Origin of the sequence: Caballeronia cordobensis (assembly GCF_001544575.2) — a bacterium.
GTDB lineage: Bacteria > Pseudomonadota > Gammaproteobacteria > Burkholderiales > Burkholderiaceae > Caballeronia > Caballeronia cordobensis.
Window position 1 is genome coordinate 13,400 of the sequence record NZ_FCNY02000018.1, and the last position, 15,105, is coordinate 28,504.

Below are 15,105 nucleotides of genomic sequence, written 5' to 3' on the forward strand. Positions count from 1 at the left end.
AGATGACGTTGATTATCAAGAATCGCGCGATTGTAGAAGACAGTTTCACCGTGGTGCGTGCAGCCGAAGACGGCGCACTGCCGGCCGTCGATGCGCTTCCGGCCGGCAAGATCATCGTGCCGTTCGCGCTGTGGAAGGAACACAAGGCAGCGATCGTTGCATCGCGTGCGAAGGACGAGATCGGCGTGTGGCTCGCGCCCGACGACGAACCTGCCGACCTCGTGCCGGACTTCGATTCGCTCTCCGTGATCGCCGTCGATTTCCCGGTGTTCCGCGATGGACGCGGCTTTTCGATCGGCCGTCTGTTGCGCGAGCGTTATCAGTGGACGGGCGAGTTGCGCGCCATCGGCGATGTGCTGCGCGATCAGGTCGCATTCCACGCGCGCTGTGGTTTCGACGCATTCGCCGTGCGCGCCGACAAGGACATCAACGACGCGCTCAACGCGTTCACCGAGTTCACCAATCTGTATCAGGGCGCGACCGACAATCCGGAGCCGCTGTTCCGCCGCCGTGCCGCGCTCGTCGCCGCTCTCGGAGCCTGATGTATGACGCCTGAATTGCAAGCCAAGGTTGAACGCCTGGATGCGCTGCTCGATTCGATCGCGGCGCGCCACCAGAACGTCAAGCTAGCCAGCAGCCTCGCCGCCGAAGACATGGTGCTCACGCACGCCATTCTTTCGCGCGGCGTTGCGATCGGTATCTTCTCGTTGAACACGGGCCGTCTGCACGCGGAAACGCTCGGCATGCTCGACACCGTGAAGCAGCGTTACGGCTACGACATCGAGCAGTTTCATCCGCAACAGGATGCGGTCGATGCCTACGTGCGCGATCACGGCCTGAACGCGTTCTACGAAAGCATTGATTTGCGCAAGAGTTGCTGCCATATCCGCAAGGTCGAGCCGCTCGACCGCGCGCTTTCGGATGTGTCCGCGTGGGTCACGGGCCAGCGTCGCGAGCAATCGGTGACGCGCGCCGAGCTGCACGAGGAAGAGCGCGACGAAGGGCGCAACATCGCGAAGTTCAATCCGCTCGCGGACTGGACCGAGACGGACGTGTGGGATTACCTGAAGGCGCTCGACGTGCCGGTGAATCCGCTGCATGCGCGCGGTTATCCGAGCATCGGCTGCGAGCCGTGTACGCGCGCGGTGCGTCCCGGCGAGGACAGCCGGGCCGGACGCTGGTGGTGGGAATCGCGCGATACGAAGGAATGCGGCCTGCACATCACGAATATCAAGATCGTCGAAGAAGCGCCAAGCTCAGCGATCTAACAGGCGCACAAGACGCCGCATCAAACCCTGTCATTGAACGCATCGTCAAGGTGAACCATGGCGCTGCATAAAAAAGGATCGACGAACATGAGCACGACGCTCGACTCTACCGTCACCGCACCGATCGTCAACAAGGCGAACCGGATGGATCACCTGGATTGGCTCGAAGCCGAGTCGATCCACATCATTCGCGAACTCGTCGCGGAATGCAGCAAGCCCGCGCTGTTGTTCTCGGGCGGCAAGGATTCGGTGGTCGTGCTCGCGCTCGCGCTGAAGGCGTTCGGCCTCGGCGGCAACCGCAAGACGACGCTGCCGTTTCCGCTCGTGCATATCGACACGGGCCACAACTTCCAGGAAGTGATCGACTTCCGCGACCGCCGCGCGGCGGAAATCGGCGCGGAACTCGTGGTCGGCCACGTCGAGGATTCGATCAAGAAGGGCACCGTGCGTCTGCGCCGCGAAACGGATTCGCGCAACGCCGCGCAAGCGGTGACGCTGCTCGAAACCATCGAGGAATACGGCTACACGGCGATGATCGGCGGCGCGCGCCGCGACGAAGAGAAGGCTCGCGCGAAAGAGCGCATCTTCTCGTTCCGCGACGAATTCGGCCAATGGGATCCGAAGGCGCAGCGCCCGGAACTGTGGAGCATCTACAACGCGCGCCTGCACAACGGCGAGCATTTGCGCGTGTTCCCGATCTCGAACTGGACTGAACTCGACGTGTGGCAGTACATCGCACGCGAAAAGCTCGAATTGCCGAACATCTATTACGCGCATGACCGCGAAATCGTGCGCCGCAACGGTCTGCTCGTGCCGGTGACGCCGCTCACGCCGGTGCGCGAAGGCGAAACCGCCGAGATCGCGCAGGTGCGTTTCCGCACGGTCGGCGATATCAGCTGCACGTGCCCGGTTGCGAGCGATGCCGATGACGTCGAGAAGATCATCGCGGAAACGGCCGTGACGGAAATCACGGAACGCGGCGCGACGCGCATGGACGATCAGGCCTCGGAAGCCGCGATGGAACAGCGCAAGAAGCAAGGTTATTTCTAAGCGACACGCCACAGGAAGAAACGAATCATGAGCATCTATCAAGCTGAAGATCTGGGCGTGTTGCGCTTCATTACCGCGGGTTCCGTCGACGACGGCAAGAGCACGCTGATCGGCCGTCTGCTGTACGACAGCAAGGCTGTGCTGTCGGATCAGCTGTCCGCCATTTCGCGCGCGAAGAACAAGCGCACCGTCGGCGATGAAATCGACCTCTCGCTGCTCACCGACGGCCTCGAAGCCGAACGCGAGCAGGGCATCACGATCGACGTCGCGTATCGCTATTTCGCCACGGCCAAGCGCAAGTTCATCATTGCCGACACGCCGGGTCACGAGCAGTACACGCGCAACATGGTGACGGGCGCATCGACGGCGCACGCGGCGATCATTCTCGTCGACGCGACGCGCGTCACGTTCGAAGACGGCGTCGCGCAACTGCTGCCGCAGACCAAGCGCCACAGCGCGATCGTCAAGCTGCTCGGTTTGCAGCATGTGATCGTCGCGATCAACAAGATGGATCTGGCCGAGTACAGCGAGGCGCGCTTCAACGAGATTCGCGATTCGTATGTCACGCTGGCGCGTCAGCTCGGTTTGTCGAACGTGCGTTTCGTGCCGGTGTCGGCGCTGAAGGGCGACAATATCGTCACGGCGAGCGAGCGCATGCCGTGGTACGCGGGCGAGCCGCTGCTCGATCTGCTGGAGTCGCTGCCGGTCGCGCAGCCGAACGATCAGGCGCTGCGTTTCCCGGTGCAATGGGTCGCGCGTCAGGACGGCTCGCAGGCCGACGATTTCCGCGGCTACATGGGCCGTGTCGAGGCGGGCGAAGTGCGCGTCGGCGATGCGCTGACCGTGCTGCCGGCGGGCCGCGAAGCGACGGTCGCCGAGATCATCGCGCCGGTGCCGGGCGGCGTGGCGCCGGTGGATCGCGCGTTCGCGGGCCAGACCGTGACGATTCGCCTGACGGAAGACGTCGATGTCTCGCGCGGCGACACCTTCGTCCCGGCGACGCAGAAGGTCGAGCCGGCGAAGAAGCTCGAAGCCGACCTCTGCTGGTTCGACGAAGAGCCGCTCTCGCCGCGGCGCAAGTATCTGCTGAAGCAGACGACGAGCACGGTGTTCGCGCGCATCGGCGCGGTGAAGCAGGTGCTGGACGTGCATACGCTGTCGCATTCGGTCGATCGCAGCACGCTCGCGATGAACGATATCGGCCGCGTGGCGCTCACGCTGCAGAAGCCGATCGTCGCGGACGAGTACGATACGCATCAGGGCACCGGCGCGTTCGTGCTGATCGACGAAGCGACGCACCACACGGTCGCGGCCGGTATGATTCGTTCCATCGCGGCTTAATCGACAAATACGCTTATGGGCAAGGTCTATCTCATCGGAGCGGGGCCGGGCGCGGCGGATCTCATCACCGTGCGCGGCATGCGGCTGCTCGAACAGGCCGACGTCGTCCTGCACGATGCGCTGATCGAACCGGCCATGCTCGACTATGCGCCGAACGCGAGGAAGATCGCGGTCGGCAAGCGTTGCGGACAGCGCTCGACGGCCCAGCATTTCATCAACAAGCAGATTGTCGATGCGGCGCTGGAGCATGGTGTCGTCGTGCGTCTGAAGGGCGGCGATCCGATGCTCTTCGGCCGCGCCGACGAGGAAATGCGCGCGCTGGAAGCGGCGGGCATCGAGTACGAGGTGGTGCCGGGAATCACGGCGGCGTTGGCCAGCGCCGCGACGCTCAAGCGCTCGCTGACCTTGCGCGGCGTGTCGCGCAGCGTGGCGCTCGCGACGCATTCGCGCGCCGCCGACAGCGACGATATCCGCGAGCAGGCGAAGGCGGATTCGCTCGTGTTCTACATGGGCCGCGACAGCGCGCCGGATATCGCGCAGCAATTGATCGACGCGGGCCGTCCGGGTTCGACGCCGGTGGCGATCGTCGAGGCGTGCAGCACGCCGCGCGAGCGCACGCTGACGTTGACGCTCGCGCGCATGGCGCTGGGCGAGGCGCAGGCATGGCTGGACCCGTCGCAGCCGAGTTTGCTGATGATCGGAGAAGCGTTTCGCGAGCGGGCTGCTTCGGCGAAGCCGAAGGTGCATCTGAAGGGGATGCAGGCGGCGGCTTGAGATTTGTCGGGCTTGTTCGCTGCAAGAAAGCGCACCGGGAAGTGCGCTTTTTCATTTGTGCGGCCGATCAACCGATCGCCAGTCTCGCACGCCGGTGTCTTAATCCACCGACGTAGGCGCCCATAAAAGCAGTGGAAGAGCGCGAGCGCATTCGCGACGGATTCGCATACCCGGACAAACGCGTTTCGACGAAATCGAGCTCCGCGCGAAGGCGTTTGAGTTCATTCTCAAGCTGAATGACTTGCTGCGACTGCTCTGCAGTCTCATGACTTCCGGCAGGAGATTCATCGGGGAGTGAATCCAAAAAACGCCGAGCAAAGAATGTGATGACCTGCGCGACTACCATTCCGATCAAAGGAATGGCAAGCAGGCCATAGTAGTGCTGCAAATAGGTAAGGAAAGTAGTCATGTCGCCAGACGCTTTAGTTCGGTCAGGATAACGGCGAAAACATAGTACATCAAAGCAATTGAGGTCGTGGCACTGAAAAAGAAAAAGTGCACGGCGGGCCATCCGTCGAAATTCCCCGACAATGATGCGCCCAGTGTCAGATGCCACAACGGCATTCCGCCGATCGCGCAGGAGAAGGCAACCGCTATCAACGTAACGTCGCAGCGATACATCCATCGTGCAGTCGTCGTTGCGGAAGGTCCGGGCTCCTTGCGTGCGAGGCAGAGCGGAACCAGTAAGGCGATGGCGCTAAGCATGACTCCCGGAGCGAGAAACGATAGCGGGTCTTTCTCGTTCATCGCTTCATGAACCGTAAACTCGAAACCGCCTAGCCAGAACGGCAGAAAGTAGAGGAAGACTCGAACAAAACCGTTATAGACGTGGCGCGCCATTCTGGCTCACTCACGAATGGTGACCGGCTCCGCATGGAGCGGTTGACATGCGTCAGGACGATTCTGACGAGGAGAAGGAAAACACATCGCGGACTCCGCTGAACTGACGATGAAAACTCAGATCCATCATAGTCCGCGTCGTCGATCGCGAAAACTCAGCCGAATGGCCAGGGTGCAGCTTTCAGATAGCCAGCCGCAAACAATACTCCGCCACCGCCTGCAGCACCGCATCGTCTTCCCCAACGGCCGTCGCGCAATGGATCGCGACGCCCGGATGCGCTTTTCGACACGTCTCGACGATTTCCGGCAGATCCCGCCGCACGTGTCCGCCTTGCCCGAAAAACACCGGCACGACCGTAACCGCATCGCAGCCATCGTCAGCGAGAGACGCGACCGCCGAAGGCAGATCCGGCGACATCAGCTCGAGAAACGCCAGCGCCACCGGCTGATCGCCGCGCGAAGCGCGCAGTTTCGCCGCCAGCCGCTCGAACGGCTCTTTCCACCGCGGATCGCGCGCGCCGTGGCCGAACAGGATGATGCCGTGCTTACCCATCGCGCGCTCCCCGGAAGAAACGTCAGTGCCGCTCCACCCACTTCAGCCCGATCAGCCCGATCGCCAGATAGGCAAGGGCAGGCGCTGCCGCCGTGATCGGCGCGGGCCACGTATTCAGGTTGCCGATGTGCGAGAACAGCGTGTTGAACAACTGGAAGCTCATGCCGATCATGATGCCGCCGAACACCTTCACGCCGACCACGCCCGCGCGCGTATGCAGATACGCGAACGGCAACGACAGAATCAGCATCACGAAGACCGCGAATGGATACAGAATCTTGCGCCAGAACGCGATCTGATAACGCTGCGTGTCCTGATGATTTTCCGTCAAATGCTGGATATAGCGGAACAGATTGAACATCGACATGCGATCCGGCGAAACCAGCAGCACCGAGAGAATCTGCGGCGTCAGTTCCGAACGCAGCGAATATTCGGGCAGCGTCGTCTGCGTCGCGCGATACACCGGGTTCAGCGTATCGCCCGGATTCACGGCTTGCGGCGGCGCGTCCCTCAGTTGCGTGTCGGTGACGCCCGTGAGCTTCCAGTGGCCCGGCGGCTCATACACGCCGCTCTTCGCGATGCGCACGTTGGTCAGGCGGAACTTCGAATCGAATTCGTAGATGCGCACGTTGGCGATCGTCGTGTCCGGATTGAGCGTCCCCACGTTGACGAAGCGCGTGACCTGCTCGCCGTTTTCCTTCGCCGTCAACGTGTCCTTCACCCACACTCCGGACTGAAAGTTCGACGACACCGACGACCCGAGCGCCTCCAGCCGCACGCGCTCGGACAACTGGTCCGTGTAAGGCCCGACCACCTCGCCGATGAGGTACGTAATCAGCACGAGCGGAACGCCGATCTTCAGCAGCGAGCGCAGCGCCGCGCCGGTCGAAAGCCCCGACACGCGGAAGATCGTGAATTCCGACGCCGCGGCCATCTGCGCGAAAACATAGATGGCGGAAATGAGCGCGGCGACCGGAATGATCTCGTAGAAGCGCGAAGGCGTCTGCAATCCGACCCGCAAGATCGCGAGCGTGAATTTGTAATTGCCGTGCCCGACCGTGTTCAGTTCGTTGATCAGATCGAAGAAAAAGAACAGGCCCGAAAACGCGAACAGAATAAAGATGAACGCGAGATAAATCTGGCGCGCGAAATATCGTTCGTAGATGCGCATTGCGTCAGGCCCCCTTCGAACCCGTCAGTGACGAGAGCTTGAAAAGCGGCCGGTTGCGCACGCGCAGCCAGAAGATGAATGCGACGAGCGCGCCCACGATGACATGCAGCCCGACGAGCCCAACGCCAAACGACAGCTTGCCCTGTTCGATCCACGACTGCACCACGTTCAGCAGGTTCGAATAGGTGAGATAAATCAGCACGGCCATCACGAGATTGATGGTGCGGCTGCGGCGCGGGTTCTGATACGAAAGCGGAATGGCGAGCAGCATCAGGTTGATTGCGATGAGCGGCAGGCCCGCGCGCCACGCGAATTCCGCGAGATTTTGCTGAGTCGGATCGGCGAGCAGGTCCGGCGTGGAAATGCCCGTGGTAGTGGGCGTGTTGACGACCTGATGATTCAAAATCTTCACACCATAGCGCTCGAACTCCATGATGCGGAAGTTCGGCTGGCCGGGCTCGCCGTCATAGCGGCGGCCGTTGTCGAGCACGATGAAGCGGTCGCCGTCCTCGCGCGTTTCCGTGTGGCCGGTCTGCGAGACGATCACACTCACCTTGCCGCCTTCCGTGCTCGTCACGAACACGTTCTGCACCGCGCTTTGATCCGGCGACATCTTCTCGATGAAGAACACGCGATGGCTCGACGGCGACTCGCGGAACTGTCCGGGTGCGAGCAGCGACACTTCATCGCGCTGCTGAAAGCGCGCCTTGATCAGCTTGCTTTGCTGGTTCGACCACGGCCAGCCGACGAACGCAAAAAAGATGATGAGAATGATGATCGGCGTGGCGAAGACGGCGACCGGCTTGATGAGTTGCGTCTGGCTCACGCCCGAGGCCAGCCAGACGACCATCTCCGAGTCGCGATACCAGCGCGTGAGCACGAAGAGAATGGAGACGAAGAGCGTCACGATCAGCATGACCGCGAGATAGCCGATGACGGTGAGACCGATCAGCACGACGACGTCTTTCGGGTCGATCTGACCTTGCGCCGCGAAGCCGACGATGCGGATCATCATCGTCGTGAGCATGATCGTGAGCAGCACCATGAATACGGCGCCGGCCGTATACGCGAGTTCGCGCTGCAGGGAGCGTTCGAAGATCATTTGGTTAGCTTTGAGCCGGCGGGGGATGCGGAAATCTTGCGCGCACCTCTGGCAAACGGGAAGGCGTCAGCTCATCCTCGTTTCGCGCCTGTGACCGCCGCGGAAAAAATAGCGGATAATTGCGGCTTTCATCCTTCAGCCAAGATTTTATCCGAGGATAAGCGCGATGGACTTTAGCATAAAAGCCTGTGATTGGAGCAAAGGCGAGGCAAATGGTTTCCTTACCGGAAAGTCGGATGTCATCGTGCTCGGCATCTTCGAAGCGCAGACGCTCACGGGGGCGGCGCGCGACATGGATGTCGCCACCAAGGGCCTGATCTCGCGCGTTGTGAAAGCCGGCGACATGAGCGGCCGCGCGGGCACGACGCTTATGGTTCCCGAAGTCACCGGCATCGGCGCATCGCGTGTTCTGCTCGTCGGCCTCGGCAAGCAGGACGCCTTCAATCAGAAAGCCTATGGTGAAGCCGTGCGCGCCGCGTGGCGCGTGGTGCTCGGCTCGAAGATCGGCCAGGCCACGTTCACGCTCGCGCAACTGCCCATTCAGGAGCGCACCGGCGACTGGGCCGTGCGCGCCGCGATCCTCGCGCTGCGCGAGCTGACCTACAAGTTCACGCAGATGAAGAGCAAGCCCGACAACGGCGCTCGCTCGCTGAAGAAGATCGTGTTCAGCATCGATTCCGCCGACGAGAAAGCCGCGAAAACCGCGCTGAAGCAGGGCGTCGCGATCGCGAACGGCATGGATCTCACGCGCGATCTGGGCAACCTGCCGCCGAACGTCTGCACGCCGACCTATCTCGGCCAGACGGCGAAGAAGCTCGGCCGCGACTGGAAGCTGAAGGTCGAGGTGCTGGGCCAGAAGCAGATCGAGGCGCTCGGCATGGGCTCGTTCCTGTCGGTCGCGAAGGGCTCGGTGGAGCCGCCGCAATTCATCGTCATGCAGTATCAGGGCGCGGGCGCCGAATCGGGCAAGGCCAAGGGCAAGAACGCGCCGATCGTGCTGGTGGGCAAGGGCATCACCTTCGATTCGGGCGGCATCTCGATCAAGCCGGGCGAGGCGATGGACGAGATGAAATATGACATGTGCGGCGCGGGCTCGGTCTTCGGCACCATGCGCGCGGTCGCCGAAATGGGCCTCAAGCTCAATGTCATTGGCGTCATTCCCACGTGCGAGAACATGCCTGCGGGCAACGCGGTGAAGCCGGGCGACATCATCACGTCGATGAACGGCACGACCATCGAAGTGCTGAACACGGACGCGGAAGGCCGCCTCATCCTGTGCGACGCCCTGACCTACGCGGAGCGCTTCAAGCCCGCCGCCGTGGTCGATATCGCGACCTTGACGGGCGCGTGCATCATCGCGCTCGGTCATCACAACACGGGCCTCTTCTCGAAGGACGACGCGCTCGCGGGCGAGTTGCTCGACGCATCGCGCGAGGCGGTCGATCCGGCGTGGCGCCTGCCGCTCGACGACGAGTATCAGGATCAGCTCAAGTCGAATTTCGCGGATGTCGCGAACATCGGCGGCCGTCCGGCGGGCAGCGTGACGGCGGCGTGCTTCCTCTCGCGCTTCGCGACGAACTATCCGTGGGCGCATCTCGATATCGCCGGAACCGCGTGGAAGAGCGGCGCGGCGAAGGGCGCGACGGGCCGTCCCGTGCCCTTGCTGTCGCAGTTCCTGATCGACCGCGCCGGCGCATAAGAGCGGCATGACCCGTATCGACTTTCACACCAACGTCGGCGATCCGCTTGCGTACGCCTGCCGCCTCGCGCGCAAGGCGTATCTGAGCGGCAAGCCGCTCGTCGTGCTCGCCGAACCGCAGCGCCTCGCCGCGTTCGACGAGCAGTTGTGGACCTTCCAGCCGCTCGAATTCGTGCCGCACTGCATGGCGAAGAGTCCGCTCGCGGAGGACACGCCGGTGGTGCTCACGTCGAATCTCGACGAAGCGCCGCATCATCACGTGCTCGTGAATCTCGGTGCGCCGGTGTCCGCGCAGTTCGCGCGCTTCGAGCGTCTGGTGGAGATCGTCGGCAGCGATGGCGACGATCTCGCCGCGGGCCGCGAGCGCTATCGCTTCTATCGCGATCGCGGCTACGCCATCGAAACGCACAATCAGGGCGGTTGAGCGAACAGAGCGTGCGTGCTCCAGGCGCTACGCTTTCAATAAAAGTGGAGGCCACCCAAGATGACCGACAAGCCCGAATCCTTCGATCCATCCATTCCCGTTCTGACCGATGTCGTCGTGCCCGGCAAGCCGGAATATGCGCGCGCGCCGTCCGCCGGCGAAGCCGCGGTCGAATACGATGCCGAGCAGATCGCCGACCGCCTGCGCGGCCGTTTCACGAATTTCCTGACGGGCGAAGCGCGCGCGCTGATCGAAGAGCGCTGCCGCGAAGTGCTGCGCGAGCATTCGTCGCAGCTCGTTTCCGCGATCACGCGCGAAGTCGCGATGGCGCTCGAGGGGCGCATGAGCGAATGGGTGCGCGAGGCGGTGGAGAAAGAGTTGCGGCGGCAGCGCGGGGAGTAAGCCGCACGCAGAACGACGAAAGGGGCGCGCGCGCCCCTTTTTCACGTCGAAACACCGCGGTCGATTCAGCCCGTCACCGCCCCCTTGTTCGCCGGACCCGCGAGCGCCGCGAACTTCGCCAGCACGCCGCGTGTGTACTTCGGCGCGGGCTGCTTCCAAGCGGCGCGTCGGCGCGCCAGTTCGGCATCGTCGACATTCAGTTGCAGCAACAGCTTGTGCGCGTCGATGGTGATCGAATCGCCTTCGTGCACGAGCGCAATCGTGCCGCCCGCGAACGCTTCCGGCGCGACGTGCCCGACCACCATGCCCCAGGTGCCGCCCGAAAAGCGCCCGTCGGTGATGAAGCCGACCGATTCGCCCAGCCCCTTGCCGATGATCGCCGATGTCGGCGCGAGCATCTCAGGCATGCCGGGGCCGCCTTGCGGTCCGAGATAGCGCAGCACGAGAATGTCGCCGGCCTTGATCTTGTCGGAGAGAATCGCGTCCATCGCGCTTTGCTCGTCGTCGAACACGCGCGCCGGGCCCGTGATGACCGGATTCTTGAGGCCCGTGATCTTCGCGACCGCGCCGTCTTCCGCCAGATTGCCGCGCAGGATCGCCAGATGCCCTTCCTTGTACAGCGCCTGTTCGATCGGGAAGATGACCTTCTGATCCGCGCGCGGCTTGCCCGGCACGTCCTTGAGCTCTTCGGCGATCGTGCGGCCCGTGATCGTCATGCAGTCGCCGTGCAGCAGGCCCGCATCGAGCAGGATCTTCAGCACTTGCGGGATGCCGCCTGCCTTGTGCAGATCGGTCGCGACATATTGACCCGACGGTTTCAGATCGCAGATGACCGGCACTTTCTTGCGCATGCGCTCGAAGTCGTCGATGCTCCATTCCACTTCCGCGGCATGCGCGATCGCCAGATAGTGCAGCACGGCGTTGGTCGAGCCGCCCGTCGCCATGATCAGCGCGACCGCGTTTTCGATCGACTCCTTCGTGATGATGTCGCGCGGCTTCAAATCCTTCTTCACCGCTTCGACGAGCACGCGCGCGGATTCGGCGGCGGAATCGACCTTTTCCTGATCCGGATTCGCCATCGTCGACGAATACATCAGCGACATGCCGAGCGCCTCGAACGACGAGCTCATCGTGTTCGCGGTGTACATGCCGCCGCACGAGCCGGTGGACGGACACGCATTCTTCTCGACGCCCTTGAAATCTTCCTCCGACATGCGGCCCGCCGTGAACTCGCCGACCGCCTCGAACGACGACACGATCGTCAGATCTCGGCCCTTCCAGTTGCCCGGGCGAATGGTGCCGCCGTACACGTAAATCGACGGCACGTTCATGCGCGCCATGCCGATCATGCCGCCCGGCATGTTCTTGTCGCAGCCGCCGATGACGACGACGCCGTCCATCCATTGCCCCTGCACGGCGGTTTCGATGCAATCCGCGATCACTTCGCGCGAGACGAGCGAGTACTTCATGCCTTCGGTGCCCATCGACATGCCGTCGGAAATCGTCGGCGTGCCGAAAATCTGCGGATTGGCGTCGGACTTCTTGATCGATTCGATGGCGGCGTCGGCCAGGCGCTGCAGACCCGCGTTGCACGGCGTGATCGTGGAATGCCCGTTGGCGACGCCGATCATCGGCTTGTCGAAGTCCGCTTCCTGATAGCCGAGGGCGTAGTACATCGAACGGTTGGGCGAGCGGGCGACGCCCTGGGTGATGTTCTTCGAGCGGCGGTTGAAAGCCATGATGTGCTCCTTGAGGGGATGTTTTTGATCTCGTGCAGCAAGAATGCAGCCCCGGCATGTGTCTGTCCAATATATTATTCAAGGCTTATTAGGTCGCAGAATGTATCAATGGAACAGCGAGATCCGCCCATCGAACTGCGTCTGCTGCGCTACTTTGCGACGGTCGCCGAAGAGATGCACTTCGGCCGCGCCGCCGCGCGTCTCGCGATGACGCAGCCGCCGCTCTCGCAGGCGATCCGCGCGCTGGAAGAGGCGCTGGGTGTTCAGCTTTTCGCGCGCACGAAACGCACCGTGGAGCTGACGCCGGTCGGGAAAGACCTGCTGCCGGAAGTGCGCCGCCTGCTCGCTTCCGCCGACGCGCTGCGCCCGCTCGCGCAATCGCTCGCGCGCGGCGAGGCGGGCAGGCTGTCGCTCGCGTTCGTCTCCACCGCCGATTACGGCCTGTTGCCCGCGTTATTGCGCGATTTCGGCGCGCGCTATCCCGGCGTGCGCCTGCAACTGACGGAAGCGACGAGCGACGTGCAGATCGAGGAACTCGTCGCCGGGCGCATCGACGCCGGCCTCGTGATTCCGCCGCTGCCGCCGCGCTACGCGAGTTCGCTCCAGTATGTGCCGATCGCGCGCGAGCCGCTGATGATCGCGATGTCGGAGAAACAGGCGGAAGAACTGGGTTCGGCGGAGGATGCGCCCGTCGATCTGCACGATCTCGCGGCGGCCCCGCTCGTCGTCTTCCCGAGACGGCTCGCGCCCGGTTTGTATGACATCATCATGGGTTGCTACGGCGCGGCGGGGCTCACGCCGCGCATCGGCCAGGAGGCGATCCAGATGCAGACCATCGTGAGCCTCGTGTCCGCGGGCATGGGCGTCGCGCTCGTGCCGCAGTCGCTGCATCATCTGCGGCGCACGGGCGTCGTGTATCGTCCGTTGCTCGACCCCGGTCCCATCGTGGAAACGGGACTGGTATGGCGCTTCGCGGAAGTGAGCCCCGTGCTCGCCGGGTTCATCGAAATCGTCCGTTCGCGGGCTGAAAGCGCCGGTTCTGTATGATTCGCCTTTGAAAGTCGCTCAGCTCCCCACATCAGAATGCTCATACATCCCAATTTCGATCCCGTCGCGATTCATCTCGGTCCGCTCGCCGTGCGCTGGTACGGCCTCATGTATCTGGTGGCGTTCGTGTCGGCCATCGTCATCGGCCGGCTGCGCCTGCGGCTGCCTTACGTCGCCGCTCAAGGCTGGAACGCGAAAGACATCGACGACATGCTGTTCTACGGCGTACTCGGCACGATTCTCGGCGGACGCCTGGGCTACGTGATTTTCTACAAGGCGAGCTTTTACGCGGCGCATCCGCTCGATATCTTCAAGGTCTGGGAAGGCGGCATGTCGTTTCACGGCGGCTTTCTCGGCGTGACGCTCGCGATGGTGCTGTTCGCGTTTCAGCGCAAGCGCACCTGGCTGCAAGTGACGGATTTCGTCGCGCCGATGGTGCCGCTCGGCCTCGCGGCGGGGCGTCTCGGCAACTTCATCAACGGCGAATTGTGGGGCCGCGTGACGGACCCGAACGCGCCGTGGGCGATGCTCTTCCAGAATTCGACGAACGACGACGCGATCTGGCTCGCAAAAAATCCGCAGCTCGATGCGCAATATCATCTCACCGAGATTTTTCAGCGCTATCACATGCTGCCGCGCCATCCGTCGCAGTTGTACGAGATCGCGCTGGAAGGGCTCGTGCTGTTCGTCGTGATCTGGACGTTCTCGCGCAAGCAGCGGCCGGTGGGCGCGATTTCCGCGCTGTTTCTGATCGGTTATGGACTGGCGCGCTTCACGGTGGAATTCGCGCGCGAGCCGGACGATTACCTCGGCCTGCTCGCGCTCAATCTCTCGATGGGTCAATGGCTCTCGCTGCCGATGATCATCGCGGGCGTCATCATGATGATCTGGGCGTACAAGCGCAATCTGCGCCTGCCGCCCGAGCCTGTCCGGACGTAATCAGCGTCCCATCTGCACCGAACCCGACACGTCGACGGTCACGGTCGCCGTGCCGGCTTCCATCGCGATCGGCGCGGCCATCTTCGCGTCGGCGCTCATTGCGCGCGATTGCATCATCATGATCGGGCGCGGCTGGTTGCCGCTGCGCCCGACGTTCACTTCCCGAATCGTGAAATTGCTGTAGCCGAACGCCTGCGCGGCGGTCTGCGCCTGCTTGCGGAACGAATCGATGGCTTGCGACACGAGCTTCTGCTCGGCCGCGCGCTGCGCTTCGGGCGACAGCGAGAACGCCACGCTGCCCACCTGCATCGACGAGCTCATCTTGCCTGCGAGCTTCGACGCCGCCGCGAAGTCATGCGATTCGAGCACGACTTCCGTGCGCCCGCGCCACGCGGAAATCTTGCCGTCGCGATCCGTCGACGGATACACCGTGAACGAGCCGCTCTTCGCCGTCACGCCTTCGACGCCCTTGGCTTCGCGCAACGCAGCCTCCGCGCGCTGATTGAGCGTGTTGGTGAGCGAGGAGGGATCGGCCGCTTCCTGCTCGTAGAAGAGCGTGATGTTGACGACATCCTGCGGCACCTGCGAGCTCGCCTGTGCGGAGAGCGAGAGCACGCCCGAAGGCTGCGGCTGGGTAATCACCGTCTGTGCGGCGGCGGATTGAGAGAAGCTGAGCGCGGCGCCGGACATCGCGAGGAGCGCGAGCGCGGCTGCGGTTTTTTTCTTGATCATCGAAGGACTCCGAATATCGCGTAA

The 15,105-nt window shown here is 63.0% G+C and carries 17 protein-coding genes; 10 read left to right on the forward strand and 7 right to left on the reverse strand.

Annotation, left to right across the window (positions count from 1 at the left end; all coding sequences use genetic code 11):
- The first annotated feature begins 2 nt into the window (after positions 1-2).
- The 5 genes from AWB70_RS28165 to cobA all read left to right on the forward strand — a co-directional run bounded on the left by AWB70_RS28165 (position 3) and on the right by cobA (position 4,433).
- A complete protein-coding gene (locus AWB70_RS28165) occupies positions 3-542 on the forward strand; it encodes a DUF934 domain-containing protein (RefSeq protein WP_053567626.1) in 540 nt (179 codons plus the stop codon).
- A 3-nt stretch (positions 543-545) separates the two neighbouring features.
- Positions 546-1,268 (forward strand): phosphoadenylyl-sulfate reductase, encoded by a 723-nt coding sequence (locus tag AWB70_RS28170; protein WP_053567627.1) that lies wholly within the window; start codon positions 546-548, stop codon positions 1,266-1,268.
- Positions 1,269-1,355: 87 nt separating this feature from the next.
- Positions 1,356-2,318 (forward strand): sulfate adenylyltransferase subunit CysD, encoded by a 963-nt coding sequence (cysD, locus tag AWB70_RS28175; protein ID WP_014190649.1) that lies wholly within the window; start codon positions 1,356-1,358, stop codon positions 2,316-2,318.
- Between the two features lie 27 nt (positions 2,319-2,345).
- Positions 2,346-3,659 carry a sulfate adenylyltransferase subunit 1 gene (locus tag AWB70_RS28180; protein ID WP_053567628.1) on the forward strand — a complete coding sequence of 438 codons (1,314 nt, stop codon included), beginning with the start codon at positions 2,346-2,348 and terminating at the stop codon, positions 3,657-3,659.
- Between the two features lie 15 nt (positions 3,660-3,674).
- Complete coding sequence (gene cobA, locus AWB70_RS28185; RefSeq protein ID WP_053567629.1) at positions 3,675-4,433, forward strand: uroporphyrinogen-III C-methyltransferase; 759 nt, start codon at positions 3,675-3,677, stop codon at positions 4,431-4,433.
- A 67-nt stretch (positions 4,434-4,500) separates the two neighbouring features.
- Here cobA and AWB70_RS28190 read toward each other — a convergent pair whose 3' ends face one another.
- The 5 genes from AWB70_RS28190 to lptF form a co-directional block, all read right to left on the reverse strand.
- Complete coding sequence (locus AWB70_RS28190; protein WP_053567630.1) at positions 4,501-4,842, reverse strand: hypothetical protein; 342 nt, start codon at positions 4,840-4,842, stop codon at positions 4,501-4,503.
- A complete protein-coding gene (locus AWB70_RS28195; protein ID WP_053567631.1) occupies positions 4,839-5,273 on the reverse strand; it encodes a hypothetical protein in 435 nt (144 codons plus the stop codon). The genes AWB70_RS28190 and AWB70_RS28195 overlap by 4 nt, the downstream gene beginning before the upstream one ends.
- A gap of 181 nt (positions 5,274-5,454) precedes the next feature.
- Positions 5,455-5,826 (reverse strand): sirohydrochlorin chelatase, encoded by a 372-nt coding sequence (locus tag AWB70_RS28200; RefSeq protein ID WP_053567632.1) that lies wholly within the window; start codon positions 5,824-5,826, stop codon positions 5,455-5,457.
- Positions 5,827-5,848: 22 nt separating this feature from the next.
- The gene (lptG, locus tag AWB70_RS28205; RefSeq protein WP_014190655.1) at positions 5,849-6,997 is read right to left on the reverse strand and encodes an LPS export ABC transporter permease LptG; all 1,149 of its coding nucleotides are present in this window, start codon (positions 6,995-6,997) and stop codon (positions 5,849-5,851) included.
- A gap of 4 nt (positions 6,998-7,001) precedes the next feature.
- Positions 7,002-8,099: an LPS export ABC transporter permease LptF gene (gene lptF / locus AWB70_RS28210; protein ID WP_014190656.1), complete on the reverse strand. Its 1,098-nt coding sequence runs from the start codon at positions 8,097-8,099 to the stop codon at positions 7,002-7,004.
- A gap of 166 nt (positions 8,100-8,265) precedes the next feature.
- On the opposite strand from lptF, the gene AWB70_RS28215 reads away from it, so the two are divergent.
- Genes AWB70_RS28215 through AWB70_RS28225 form a run of 3 tightly spaced genes read left to right on the forward strand, consistent with a single transcriptional unit; the run spans position 8,266 to position 10,624 of the window.
- A complete protein-coding gene (locus tag AWB70_RS28215) occupies positions 8,266-9,798 on the forward strand; it encodes a leucyl aminopeptidase (protein WP_053567633.1) in 1,533 nt (510 codons plus the stop codon).
- 7 nt (positions 9,799-9,805) lie between these two features.
- Positions 9,806-10,222 (forward strand): DNA polymerase III subunit chi, encoded by a 417-nt coding sequence (locus AWB70_RS28220; RefSeq protein ID WP_014190658.1) that lies wholly within the window; start codon positions 9,806-9,808, stop codon positions 10,220-10,222.
- 60 nt (positions 10,223-10,282) lie between these two features.
- Positions 10,283-10,624, forward strand: a complete 342-nt coding sequence (locus tag AWB70_RS28225) for a DUF2486 family protein (protein ID WP_053567634.1) — start codon at positions 10,283-10,285, stop codon at positions 10,622-10,624.
- A gap of 65 nt (positions 10,625-10,689) precedes the next feature.
- Here AWB70_RS28225 and ilvD read toward each other — a convergent pair whose 3' ends face one another.
- Positions 10,690-12,363: a dihydroxy-acid dehydratase gene (gene ilvD, locus AWB70_RS28230; protein ID WP_053567635.1), complete on the reverse strand. Its 1,674-nt coding sequence runs from the start codon at positions 12,361-12,363 to the stop codon at positions 10,690-10,692.
- A gap of 108 nt (positions 12,364-12,471) precedes the next feature.
- On the opposite strand from ilvD, the gene AWB70_RS28235 reads away from it, so the two are divergent.
- Both AWB70_RS28235 and lgt read left to right on the forward strand, forming a co-directional pair.
- Positions 12,472-13,410, forward strand: a complete 939-nt coding sequence (locus AWB70_RS28235) for a LysR family transcriptional regulator (protein ID WP_053567636.1) — start codon at positions 12,472-12,474, stop codon at positions 13,408-13,410.
- A 36-nt stretch (positions 13,411-13,446) separates the two neighbouring features.
- Positions 13,447-14,349 (forward strand): prolipoprotein diacylglyceryl transferase, encoded by a 903-nt coding sequence (gene lgt, locus AWB70_RS28240; protein WP_014190663.1) that lies wholly within the window; start codon positions 13,447-13,449, stop codon positions 14,347-14,349.
- On the opposite strand, the gene AWB70_RS28245 is transcribed toward lgt, so the two are convergent.
- Complete coding sequence (locus AWB70_RS28245) at positions 14,350-15,039, reverse strand: SIMPL domain-containing protein (protein WP_374730263.1); 690 nt, start codon at positions 15,037-15,039, stop codon at positions 14,350-14,352.
- Positions 15,040-15,105: the final 66 nt, after the last annotated feature.

Excerpts from the sequence above, each read along its gene's own strand:
- cobA (WP_053567629.1), top strand. The coding sequence starts at position 3,675 with ATGGGCAAGGTCTATCTCATCGGAGCGGGGCCGGGCGCGGCGGATCTC.
- AWB70_RS28220 (WP_014190658.1), top strand. The coding sequence starts at position 9,806 with ATGACCCGTATCGACTTTCACACCAACGTCGGCGATCCGCTTGCGTAC.
- AWB70_RS28215 (WP_053567633.1), top strand. The coding sequence starts at position 8,266 with ATGGACTTTAGCATAAAAGCCTGTGATTGGAGCAAAGGCGAGGCAAAT.
- lptG (WP_014190655.1), bottom strand. The coding sequence starts at position 6,997 with ATGCGCATCTACGAACGATATTTCGCGCGCCAGATTTATCTCGCGTTC.
- ilvD (WP_053567635.1), bottom strand. The coding sequence starts at position 12,363 with ATGGCTTTCAACCGCCGCTCGAAGAACATCACCCAGGGCGTCGCCCGC.
- AWB70_RS28245 (WP_374730263.1), bottom strand. The coding sequence starts at position 15,039 with ATGTCCGGCGCCGCGCTCAGCTTCTCTCAATCCGCCGCCGCACAGACG.
- AWB70_RS28180 (WP_053567628.1), top strand. The coding sequence starts at position 2,346 with ATGAGCATCTATCAAGCTGAAGATCTGGGCGTGTTGCGCTTCATTACC.
- AWB70_RS28170 (WP_053567627.1), top strand. The coding sequence starts at position 546 with ATGACGCCTGAATTGCAAGCCAAGGTTGAACGCCTGGATGCGCTGCTC.
- AWB70_RS28165 (WP_053567626.1), top strand. The coding sequence starts at position 3 with ATGACGTTGATTATCAAGAATCGCGCGATTGTAGAAGACAGTTTCACC.
- lgt (WP_014190663.1), top strand. The coding sequence starts at position 13,447 with ATGCTCATACATCCCAATTTCGATCCCGTCGCGATTCATCTCGGTCCG.
- AWB70_RS28225 (WP_053567634.1), top strand. The coding sequence starts at position 10,283 with ATGACCGACAAGCCCGAATCCTTCGATCCATCCATTCCCGTTCTGACC.
- lptF (WP_014190656.1), bottom strand. The coding sequence starts at position 8,099 with ATGATCTTCGAACGCTCCCTGCAGCGCGAACTCGCGTATACGGCCGGC.
- AWB70_RS28235 (WP_053567636.1), top strand. The coding sequence starts at position 12,472 with ATGGAACAGCGAGATCCGCCCATCGAACTGCGTCTGCTGCGCTACTTT.
- AWB70_RS28200 (WP_053567632.1), bottom strand. The coding sequence starts at position 5,826 with ATGGGTAAGCACGGCATCATCCTGTTCGGCCACGGCGCGCGCGATCCG.
- AWB70_RS28195 (WP_053567631.1), bottom strand. The coding sequence starts at position 5,273 with ATGGCGCGCCACGTCTATAACGGTTTTGTTCGAGTCTTCCTCTACTTT.
- AWB70_RS28190 (WP_053567630.1), bottom strand. The coding sequence starts at position 4,842 with ATGACTACTTTCCTTACCTATTTGCAGCACTACTATGGCCTGCTTGCC.
- cysD (WP_014190649.1), top strand. The coding sequence starts at position 1,356 with ATGAGCACGACGCTCGACTCTACCGTCACCGCACCGATCGTCAACAAG.